Origin of the sequence: Weissella sp. DD23, from assembly GCF_001579105.1 — a bacterium.
GTDB classification, from domain to species: domain Bacteria; phylum Bacillota; class Bacilli; order Lactobacillales; family Lactobacillaceae; genus Weissella; species Weissella cibaria.
Genome location: NZ_KQ970508.1, coordinates 1 through 282, shown reverse-complemented (window position 1 = coordinate 282; position 282 = coordinate 1). Strand labels below are relative to the sequence as shown.

At 45.7% G+C, this 282-nt stretch carries 1 pseudogene; it reads left to right on the top strand.

The annotated features are described in order from the left end of the window. Positions 1-258: pseudogene (locus WEIDD23_RS12500) on the top strand (class I SAM-dependent RNA methyltransferase); the annotation flags it as partial. Positions 259-282: the final 24 nt, after the last annotated feature.

Here is a 282-nt window from a genome sequence, read left to right as displayed (position 1 = left end):
TCAACTGATAAGATTAACGGTGTTCTTGTGGCAAATCCACCATATGGAGAACGTTTGGGTGACGAAGACGCCGCCCGTCAGTTGTACAGTGAGATGGGGCACATCTACAACCACATGCCTACCTGGTCAAAGTACATTTTGACATCAGACGAAGGTTTCGAAGAAGCATTCGGTGCGAAGGCAACCAAGAAGCGTAAGTTGTATAACGGTGCCTTGAAGGTTGATTTGTACCAATACTGGGGTAAGAAGATTCGCTAATCGTGCGTCATGCACAATTTGAAA